This window comes from Vibrio sp. 10N.286.52.C3 (genome assembly GCF_041468865.1).
Lineage (GTDB): Bacteria > Pseudomonadota > Gammaproteobacteria > Enterobacterales > Vibrionaceae > Vibrio > Vibrio crassostreae_C.
Genome location: NZ_JBFRJM010000015.1, coordinates 108,062 through 118,386 on the forward strand (window position 1 = coordinate 108,062; position 10,325 = coordinate 118,386).

Sequence of the window (10,325 nt, forward strand, 5' to 3'; positions counted from 1 at the left end):
GTTAAGCCTTTGAATATCTGTTCTTTACAAAGAAGATACAGTGTCACGTAACTACTTTAATACCTAGGAATTATCTATTCCAGAATTCCCCTAGATCACCCTAGATACCCTTAAGTCACCCAAAATTCTCTTAAGTTATCCAAAAAGACAATCTTGCTTGGTTTCATTCCACAAAGGGTATTGCTTCATGACTTGGGTGTAGAGCTTACTTTCAAGGTGCGCTCTTAACCAACGTCCTACGTTTTGATATTCCGATTTCACAAACCACTTCTTTTCGACTCGCACAAACTGACTGACGAAAGGCATCACCGCAAAATCGGCCAAGCTTGGGCTTTCTCCAAAAAAGTAGGGCTGATCGGTAAGTCGCACTTCTAACTGCTTAATGAAGGTTTCGCAGGCTTGTCGGCGTTGTTCAACATCGATGTTTCGGTAACGAACCGATGCACGATACCTTTCTAAGTGACCAATAAATTCTTCATCGTTGGTTTTAATGAGCTGCTGAACTTGTTCGCTAAGCGTTGGATTGCTTGAACGCAGAAGATCTTGAGGATCGTTTTGTTGAAGTGACCAGTTCATCACATCCAAGCTCTGTTCAATGACTTGTCCATTGGGTAACACCAATACAGGCACTGTTCCTTTTGGCGAACTGGCCAATAGTTCGCTAGGCTTGTCTTTGGTAACGATTTCTCGAAGTAACACTTTTTGCTGTGATAGTGCGATGCCCATTCGTCCGCGCATTGCATAAGGGCAACGGCGTAAAGAATAAAGGATAGGTAGATCGTATTCGTTCGGCATTATTGAGGTCATTTAGTTTGAAAAGTGTTGTACGGTGGTAAAGAGATCGTGATGTGGGTAGAATACGCGGCTTAAAAATTATAAGTAAGTGAGCGACTTCAAAAATGAGCAGAAAAATTGAGTTATTAGCCCCAGGTGGCGATGTAGAAGCGATAAAAGCCGCCATCGTAGCGGGTGCTAATGCAGTTTATTGTGGTTTAGACACATTCAACGCTCGTAACAGAGCCTCTAACCTGTCGTTAGACGAATTGAATGGTGTGATTCGCCTTGCTCATGAATACGGCTGTGAAGTGTTCCTGACTCTTAACGTTGTGCTACTGGAGCACGAGACTAAGAGCATCACCAAACTGCTGAACCAACTTGTGAACACCAAAGTGGATGGCATCATTGTTCAAGACTTGGGTTTATTCAACCTGGTTAAGAAGCATTTCCCATCGTTAGACGTTCACGCGTCGACTCAGTTAACTACGCACAACGAAGGTCAGATTAAGTTCTTGTCTAAGATTGGCGCGACGCGCGTTAACTTGTCTCGTGAGTTGAACCTGCCTGAAATCAAGATGCTGACGGAAGTGGCACACGATCACGACGTATTAACCGAAGTGTTCGTACACGGCGCTCTGTGTATCGCATTCTCTGGTCAATGTTACTCAAGCTCAGTAAGTGTGGGTAACTCAGGTAACCGTGGTCGTTGTAGCCAAGCGTGTCGTGATGAGTACGAAATCACCAACGCGGGCAACAAGTTCCCACTTAACCTGAAAGATAACTCAGCTTACTACGACCTACCTGAATTGGTTGATGCGAAAGTCGACTCATTGAAAGTAGAAGGCCGTATTAAAGGCGCACACTACGTTTACACTGTGGTAGACACATGGCGTAAACAGATTGATAGCTTTGTAGAAAGTGGTTTGTTGATCGAAGACGATTCGAACCTACACAAAGTATTCAACCGTGATTTCACCAACTCTTTCCTAAAGGGCAACCTAACGAAAGACATGTTCATCGATAACCCGCGCGACAACAGCATGAACTACGCTGTTGAAAAAGCGACGGAGCAGAACAACGAAATCTCAGTTGTACAGATTCAAGAAGTGACCAACGAACTTCACCAAGCGAAAGACGTTCTTGGTAACGAAATGCGTGACAAGATCGAGTTCCTTGATATTCGCAAGACACCAGTAGCACTGTCGTTCAGCGCAAAAGTGGGTCAACCATTTACGGTGACTGTGAACACGCCAAAAGAGAACTTTACTCTTCAATCTAAATCGCTATTGAAAGCGGTTGAAGAGAAGGCGATTACTCAAGAGCTACTTGAGAAGCGCTTCAAAAACGTGAAGAGTGCAGTTCACACGCTAGAAAGCCACGACTTCAGTGAAGTGGATGCAGGCTTGTTGATTCCTCTAAAAGAAGTTTCAGACCTAAAAGACGAGATCGACTTCATTCTGAACGGCTCTGTGGAAGTGATTAAGCACGTTGAAGTGCCAGCACTGCCTCAGCACCCTAAAGTGAACGAGAAGCCGACTATGTCGATGCTTATCGCCGATGTAGAAGACTTACACCTGTGTGACGTGACTGACGCGGATGTTTACTTCAAACTTCCAGAAAGCTTCAAGAAGCGTTGTAACAAGTACATCGACATCTTGGCAGCAAACCCACGTTTGATTCCTTGGTTCCCAGCGGTATTGATCGGTAAAGATTACGACGAAGCGGTTCGTATTCTTGAAGAGATCAAGCCAGCTCGCATCGTAACCAACAACACGGGTATTGCTTACAAAGCTTACGAGATGGGTATTGAGTGGGTTGCAGGCCCGTTCATGAACACGACCAACTCTCACGCACTTGTTACTCTGAAAGAAGAGCTGAACTGTGCAGGCGCATTCATTTCGAACGAGATCAACAAAGGTCAGATTCGTCATATTCGTCGCCCAGAGAACTTCAAACTGTTCTACAGCATTTACCACCCAATCTTGATGATGACCAGCCGTCAGTGTTTCTTCCAAAGAACCGTGGGTTGTAACAAGCCAAGCATCGAAGCAGGTTGTATGTTGAAGTGTGAGAAAGCGACCACGATTACCAACGTGAAAGGCATCTCTTTTGCGGTTGATAAACAGAAGGGTGGCTACCCAAGCATTTACAACCACGAGCAGTTCTTGAACCACGACGCAGTAACTGACTTCTCTGGTCTGTTCGACGAGTTCTTCATTGACCTAACCAACATCGGTGCAGGTTCTAAAGAAGTGAAAGACAAAGTTGAGCTTATCAAGCATTTCGAAGCGCTACTGAACGGCGTTGAAGGTTCACAACAGAACCTAGAGCAGATGGTTGAAGTTCGAACTAATGCTCAGTACGTGCAAGGTCTATAGCGTACAAGGTTTATAGGGTTCAATGTCTATGGGCTGTAAGGCTTATAGCTTCTAACGCAAAGAGCGTTCAAGGTTTATAACGCTCAACCGCTTATAAGCACTCTGAACCAATAAACAAAAGGCCACTCAATCGAGTGGCCTTTTTAATGTCTGAAACTTTCTGAATCTTTCTCAACCAACGAATACGTTATTCTGTCACGGCTTCTTGTTTGAAGCATGGGCTTTTCAACGTGTTCATCTTTTCGATTTCATTGGTTAAGCGCAGCGAGAGCAGGGCTTTCTGGTTCGAAGCAAAATCAAACATCACGATAGTCGCAGTGCCAACGGTCGTCAGTTTCTGTTGAGCCTTACTGACAATCGCGTATTCCATGGTGAATCGGTCATCTTGAATATCGGTAACACGTGAGCCGACCATCAAGGTATCTGGATACGTGACTGGGCGGAAATACTTACAGTAAGTGTCACCAAGAACAGGACCAACTTTGGTAATCGCCATCTCTTCCATCAGCTCGACGTGCTTGAAAAAATCTAAGCGAGCGGTTTCGAAATAGCGAAAATATACAGCGTTGTTAACGTGATTGAGTGCGTCCATTTCTCCCCAAGCGACAGGGATTTCTGTTACTACCGGGTAGTCAGATAATAGTGCTTCCATGCGAACTCTCTTATTGTTATGTAGGGATAAGTTGTTATTGGAATAAAAACCCTACCGCTAAATTAACAAAACTGCAACACGCGTGATTTAAGTTTTTGAAGCTTGAAACCACACAATGTCAGTGACTTAGTTGCACATCCACTCAATAGTTAGGCACTAAGGTGTTTGAATTGCAGCTCAACCAAGCGTTGGTACAATTCGCAGCTATTGATGAGAGACTGGTGGTCGCCGATGTCTACTAGTTGTCCTTTATCGAGCACCGCAATTTGGTCGGCGTGTTTAATTGTTGATAATCGATGGGCGATAATGATCGTCGTTCTGCCACGCATTAACTCTTCTAACGCTTGTTGTACGTGATGCTCACTTTCACTGTCTAGTGCGCTGGTTGCTTCATCCAACAATAGAATATTTGGATCTTTCAAGATGGCACGTGCGATAGCAATACGTTGTCTCTGCCCACCAGAAAGCCTTACACCACGTTCACCAAGAAAGCTGTTGTAGCCATCAGGTAGGTTTTGAATGAACTCGTGTGCGTGCGCTTTCTTCGCCGCTTCGATCACTTGCTCGTCTGTTGCCTGCGGGTTGCCGTAGCGAATGTTATGGAACACATCGTTACTGAACAGAGCAGGTTGTTGCGGTACCAATGCCATCTGCTTTCTTAGCTCGTTAGGATCAAACTGATTCAGTTCAACACCGCCTAAGGTGACCTTACCCACTTGTGGGTCGTAGAAACGTTGCAGCAGTTCGAACAGGGTAGTTTTACCTGCGCCAGACGGGCCAACCAGTGCCAACACTTTGCCTTCATGGGCAGTAAGCGTGAGGTTGCTTGTTGCGGGTTGGTCCGGTCTTGATGGATAACAGAAGGTCACATCATCAAATGCAACTTCTGGCGTTACGTTAGCAAGCGAAGTTGGATTCGCAACTGGCGCAACAATATGGCTTTCAACTTGTAGGATCTCGATTAATCGCTCGGTCGCACCTGCCGCGCGTTGCAGTTCACCCATCACTTCAGAAATCGTACCTAACGATGAAGCAACCATAATTGCGTAGAACACAAACGCCGCTAAGTCACCAGCCGACATAGTGCCGTTGATAACATCACTGCCGCCAACCCAAAGCATGCCTGCAATAGCACTAAATACAATCACGATAACGCCAGAAATAAGAATCGCGCGCTGTTTTACACGCTGGCGACCAATCTCATACGCCTTTTCCACTTCTATCGCGAATGATGCTTTCTCTTGCTCTTCTCGGCTGTAGCTTTGCACCGTTTTAATGTGCTCAATTGCCTCACCTGCGTAAGAACCCACATCAGACATGGAATCTTGGCTTTGGCGAGATAGGGCTCTTACACGGCGCCCATAAACAAGGATCGGAATCAAGATAAATGGCACCGAGGCCAATACAATCAACGTCAGCTTAATATTGGTCGCAAACAGCATGATGATTGCACCAATACACATCAACGCGCTGCGCATCGCCATAGAGAACGATGAACCTATGATGCTTTGAAGCAGAGTGGTATCCGTAGTAATGCGCGACATGATGTCGCCACTGCCATTGGTCTCGAAGTAACTTGGATGCAGCGTCACGACATGATTGAAAACCGACAGGCGTATATCCGCACTTACTCGCTCACCAACAGAAGAGACCAAATAGAAGCGGAAGAAGGTGCCAATCGAGATCAGCACGACCACCACCATGATGAATTGAATCGCGCTGCCTAAGTCTGACAACGATTGTTGGCTGAAGCCTTGGTCGATAAGAAGACGAATACCGTGTCCGACTGAAAGGGTTAAGCTCGCTGTGAAGATCAACGCGATCAACGCAGCAATAACACGACCTTTATAAGGCTGAATGAATTTACTCAGCTCAAACAAAATACTGAGGCTTTTTTTCTCTGGTTTGGGGTCTGGCGCTTTTTGAGTAGAGCGCTGAGTTGAGTCGAGCGTAGAAGAGACATCGTTTTGCATATGACTGCCTTAATGTGTTGTCGCTTTAAAAATAGATGGCTTGTTGCTTATGGCTAATTGCTTTATGACTTATTACCTGTACTGCGCGTTGTTCGCTGGGCAGTAATTGTTGTTGAGAATCGAACCCATTAAAGCATTTATTGCGCTGTGACGCTCCCTAGGAAACTCAATTTCCAATATTTCATCAACACTAAGTGAATAATTCGAAACGACCTTAAAGGAAAACTAAGCATTTTGATCCAGTCAGTTGGATAGGAAACCAAGCTATTTAACCCTAATTTTTATGCAAGTAAATTAGCGTTGATAGGGGAGTGCGTTCATAAACTAGTAATCGAGTTATGATTTATAAATTGATAGAAAAACGTTTGCTATTTATCTCAATATTAGCTTTATCAATGACTTGTAAGTTTTGGTTGTAAGACCAGTTATAGCGACTGTTTTTTGTGGAATATTTGTTACAAAAATTCAACAAAGTAGTTTTTTATACATTTTTCTTGCATAAAACCTCGGATTGAATAGAATAACCAACAAATGACAATTAATGCAGTATTGTGGCATGAGTATTCAAGTAAAGAGCATCAACAAATCATACGGTGATACCCAAGTTCTTCACGACATCAGTTTCGACTGTGAGAGTGGCGAAACCTTGGTATTGCTTGGCCCAAGCGGCGCGGGCAAGAGTTCATTACTGCGTGTATTGAACCTGCTTGAAATCGCGGACAACGGCGAATTAGACATTGCGAATGAGCAATTCGATTTTTCAAGCCAAATCCAAGAGAAGCAGGGGCTTAAACTTCGTCGTAAAGTCGGCATGGTGTTCCAGCAATACAACTTATGGCCACACATGACGGTGATGGAAAACTTGATTGAAGCACCAACGAAAGTTGCGGGTTTGGATAAGCAAGAAGCGATTAAGCAAGCGCAAGAAGTCCTAAAGACACTTCAACTTGCCGACAAAGCAGACGCTTGGCCACTTCAACTGTCTGGCGGTCAACAACAGCGTGTTGCGATTGCACGTGCGCTGATGATGAAACCGGATGTGTTGTTGTTTGATGAACCAACAGCGGCGCTTGATCCTGAGATCACCAACCAAGTCGTGAGCATTATTAAAGAATTGAGCGGAACGGGCATTACCCAAGTGGTCGTGACGCATGAAGTCGATTTCGCGAAGAAGATTGCTAGCCACGTTCTGTACCTAGAGAAAGGGTACATCGTTGAACACGGCACCAGCGATTCATTCGTTAATCCGCAGACACCTGAGTTTGCCGAGTATCTGACTCATTAAGTAAGTCACTTATTAAAAGAAAGTTGACTCACTAGATCTAGCTAAACACAACATCAATTAAAACAATCAAATTATAAGAATGGCCACAGGCCGCTATTACACAGTATTCGGAGTAACAAAATGAAAAAGATTCTACTAGCTTCACTTATCGGCCTTGCTTCTTTTAACGCAGCGGCTAAAGAAGAAATCAAATTCGCGATGGAAGCAACGTACGCACCATTCGAATACATGGATGAGAACAACCAAATTCAGGGTTTTGACGTAGACTTAGCAAACGCACTTTGTGAAGAGCTGAAAGCAACGTGTACTTTCCACAACCAAGCATTCGATAGCTTGATCCCTGCACTTAAATTCAAACGTTACGATGCGGCTATCTCGGCAATGGACATCACAGAAGCGCGTCTTAAACAAGTGAACTTCTCTAACGCATACTACGATAACTCTGCAGCATTCATTTCTTTCGAAGGCAAAGTAGCAGACCAAGCAGCACTAGAAGGTAAGCGTGTTGGCGTTCAAAACGGTTCTACTCACCAGAGCTTCCTACTTGAGCAAATGACTGGCGTAACAGCGGTACCTTACTCAAGCTACCAAGATGCATTCATCGACATGAAAAACGGTCGTATCGATTCTGTATTCGGTGACACAGCCGTTGTAGCAGAATGGTTCAAGAAAGAAGACAACCTAACGTACGTTGGCGACCAAGTAACAAACCAAGAGTACTTCGGTAACGGCTTTGGCATCGCAGTAAACAAGAGCAACCAAGAACTTGTAGACCAGCTTAACGTTGCACTTGCAGCAGTAAAAGCGAACGGCCAATACGATAAGATCTTCAACAAGTACTTCGGTAAGTAATTTATGGAATTAACGGGTTACTCTTTAGGGCTCGTCGAAGCAAGCTGGATGACTGTTCAGCTTGCGTTCGTAAGCCTATTGGTTGGATTGGTTCTAGCAGTTTTGTTTGCAAGTGGTGAGATGTCTCGTCGTATTGCAATCAAATGGCCAACGACTGCATTTGTGACGATTGTTCGTGGTTTACCAGAAATTCTGGTCGTACTGTTTATCTACTTTGGTTCGACACAAGTTCTGTTCATGATCACTGGCGACTTCATAGAAGTGAGCCCGTTCTTATCTGGTGTTGTTGCACTGTCACTTATCTTTGCTTCTTACGCTTCGCAAACCTTGCGTGGTGCTTTGAAAGCAGTAAGCAAAGGGCAGAGAGAAGCAGCAAGCGCACTTGGTATTTCTCAGTCTCGTGCATTCTTTCGTATCGTGTTACCTCAAGCGGTAAGACACGCACTACCAGGGTTAACCAACCAATGGTTAGTGTTACTGAAAGACACTGCATTAGTTTCGCTGATTGGCGTAACAGATTTGCTGAAACAAGCACAACTAACATCAGCGGCAACGCACGAAGCATTTACTTGGTACGCGACAGCAGCAGCAATCTACTTGGTCATCACTTTAATCACACAAAGATTGGTAAAAGTGATTGATGGTAAGTTCTCTATTCAAGGTTTGGGTAACAAAGGGGCAATGGCATGAATCAACAATACCTCTCTCAAATGCTTGAAGGCTTAGTGACCAGTCTTCAACTCACAGGCGCTTCATTGCTGGTTGGTTGTATCTTGTCACTGCTGATGACGGTAACGCTAATTCTAAGAATACCGGCGATTCACTGGTTCACTCGTGGCATCATCACGCTGTTCACTGGCACACCATTGTTGGTTCAAATCTTCTTGGTGTATTACGGCCCGGGTCAGTTCGATTGGATTCGTGAAAGCTTCATGTGGACTTGGTTAAGCCAACCTTGGTTCTGCGCAATGTTAGCATTAGCTTTGAACACTGCCGCATACAGCACGCTACTGTTCAGAGGCGCATTCAACGCCATTCCAGCAGGGCAGTGGGAAGCATGTCGCGCACTTGGTATGGACAAAATCGCAACGCTGAAAGTGTTACTGCCATATGCACTACGCCGCGCCGTTCCAGCTTATTCGAACGAAGTGATTCTAGTTTTCAAAGGTACGTCACTGGCAAGCACCATCACCATCATGGATTTGATGGGCTACGCTCAGCGTATCAACGGCCAAACCTACGACACACTCACCGTGTTCGGCATTGCTGGCGCATTCTACCTAGCAGTCAACGGTATTTTAACGCTGATCTTCCGTCAGGTAGAGAAGAAAGCCCTCGCATTCGAAGCGGCGTAAGCTAGCCACTCACAAGTTTAATTAACGTATAAAGCCTGCCATTTATGTTCGCATAGATGGCAGGCTTTTTTGTGTTTGGGGTATGTGTAGTGGTACTGTTTTTATATCTAGTAGAGCGGGTTTTTTGCGAAATTCATACTATATAGAAATATTCTGCATTTTGTCATTCAATGAGTCTATCTATGTTTTAAGTCACTGAATTGCTGTGATTAATCGTGGTAAATTGCTGTACATATGAAACTAGATAGAATGATTCTGTATTTAAATGCAGAATTTTTCGGTCTAATAGCTGTTATGTTTTTTTGAGGACAACGAATGAATGATGAATTTGTTGATAGCTTGTATAAATATCGAGCTGTCGACTCTTTTACTTTGGATATCATAGCCAATAATCGTATCTTTTTTCCTAAACCAGAAATGTTCAACGATCCCTATGATACGGAATTCAATATTAATACCCATGTTGGCAAGTTGAGTTCTAGTGATATGGCGTATCTGGAAGAAACATATGGCACTTCATCTGAAGATGAAGTGAATAGGGTTATAGTCAACGTCAACGAACAAATTAAGAACTATGTTTCTTCTGCTGGAATCTTATCTCTAAGTTCTAGTGCTGAAAACTTACTGTTGTGGGCTCACTATGCCGACGATCACAAGGGAATCTGCATTGAGTTTGAGAGAAAATCAGGAAATGACTTAGCCAATGAAAGTTTGACTCAGAAAGTAAAATACGCGGCATCTTACCCATCATTCAATAAATACGCATTTGTTAAGAAGAATGGGTATTCGGTCGTAAACAGAATTCTTTGGACTAAGTCACCCGAATGGGAGTATGAGCAAGAGTGGAGAGTAATCTACCTTAACAAGGGTGGGTCTGTTCAGGAAATACCAGGGAAGATAAAGTCCATTATATTTGGACTAAGGTGCCCAAGTATCAATGTTGACATAATAAAACGACTAGTAAGCGGAACAGACATAAAACTAAAACAAGCATCGAAGAAAAAAAATGAATTTGGTGTTGTGATTAAAAACATAACAAATAAGGATTAAGGT

At 44.0% G+C, this 10,325-nt stretch carries 9 protein-coding genes; 6 read left to right on the forward strand and 3 right to left on the reverse strand.

Translation table 11 applies throughout. The features are described from left to right. Positions 1 to 135: 135 nt before the first annotated feature. A complete protein-coding gene (locus AB4138_RS06460; protein WP_017061817.1) occupies positions 136 to 726 on the reverse strand; it encodes a glutathione S-transferase in 591 nt (196 codons plus the stop codon). Positions 727 to 899: 173 nt separating this feature from the next. Here AB4138_RS06460 and AB4138_RS06465 point away from each other — a divergent pair, with 173 nt between their 5' ends. Further along, the gene (locus AB4138_RS06465; RefSeq protein WP_017063916.1) at positions 900 to 3,155 is read left to right on the forward strand and encodes a peptidase U32 family protein; all 2,256 of its coding nucleotides are present in this window, start codon (positions 900 to 902) and stop codon (positions 3,153 to 3,155) included. A gap of 187 nt (positions 3,156 to 3,342) precedes the next feature. On the opposite strand, the gene AB4138_RS06470 is transcribed toward AB4138_RS06465, so the two are convergent. Then, positions 3,343 to 3,807 carry a thioesterase family protein gene (locus AB4138_RS06470; protein WP_017061819.1) on the reverse strand — a complete coding sequence of 155 codons (465 nt, stop codon included), beginning with the start codon at positions 3,805 to 3,807 and terminating at the stop codon, positions 3,343 to 3,345. Between the two features lie 149 nt (positions 3,808 to 3,956). Continuing rightward, on the reverse strand, positions 3,957 to 5,780 hold the full coding sequence (locus AB4138_RS06475; RefSeq protein ID WP_372305360.1) for an ABC transporter ATP-binding protein/permease: 1,824 nt from the start codon (positions 5,778 to 5,780) through the stop codon (positions 3,957 to 3,959). Between the two features lie 556 nt (positions 5,781 to 6,336). Here AB4138_RS06475 and artP point away from each other — a divergent pair. The 5 genes from artP to AB4138_RS06500 all read left to right on the forward strand — a co-directional run bounded on the left by artP (position 6,337) and on the right by AB4138_RS06500 (position 10,322). Next, complete coding sequence (artP, locus tag AB4138_RS06480; RefSeq protein WP_032545343.1) at positions 6,337 to 7,065, forward strand: arginine ABC transporter ATP-binding protein ArtP; 729 nt, start codon at positions 6,337 to 6,339, stop codon at positions 7,063 to 7,065. Positions 7,066 to 7,185: 120 nt separating this feature from the next. After that, positions 7,186 to 7,917, forward strand: coding sequence for a lysine/arginine/ornithine ABC transporter substrate-binding protein (locus AB4138_RS06485; protein ID WP_372305362.1), 732 nt, complete (start codon positions 7,186 to 7,188; stop codon positions 7,915 to 7,917). Between the two features lie 3 nt (positions 7,918 to 7,920). Beyond that, positions 7,921 to 8,607 carry an arginine ABC transporter permease ArtQ gene (gene artQ, locus AB4138_RS06490; RefSeq protein ID WP_017061822.1) on the forward strand — a complete coding sequence of 229 codons (687 nt, stop codon included), beginning with the start codon at positions 7,921 to 7,923 and terminating at the stop codon, positions 8,605 to 8,607. Continuing rightward, positions 8,604 to 9,272 (forward strand): arginine ABC transporter permease ArtM, encoded by a 669-nt coding sequence (gene artM / locus AB4138_RS06495; RefSeq protein WP_017068344.1) that lies wholly within the window; start codon positions 8,604 to 8,606, stop codon positions 9,270 to 9,272. Before artQ ends, artM begins: the two co-directional genes overlap by 4 nt. A gap of 315 nt (positions 9,273 to 9,587) precedes the next feature. Further along, complete coding sequence (locus AB4138_RS06500) at positions 9,588 to 10,322, forward strand: DUF2971 domain-containing protein (protein ID WP_372305365.1); 735 nt, start codon at positions 9,588 to 9,590, stop codon at positions 10,320 to 10,322. The last annotated feature ends 3 nt before the right edge of the window (positions 10,323 to 10,325 follow it).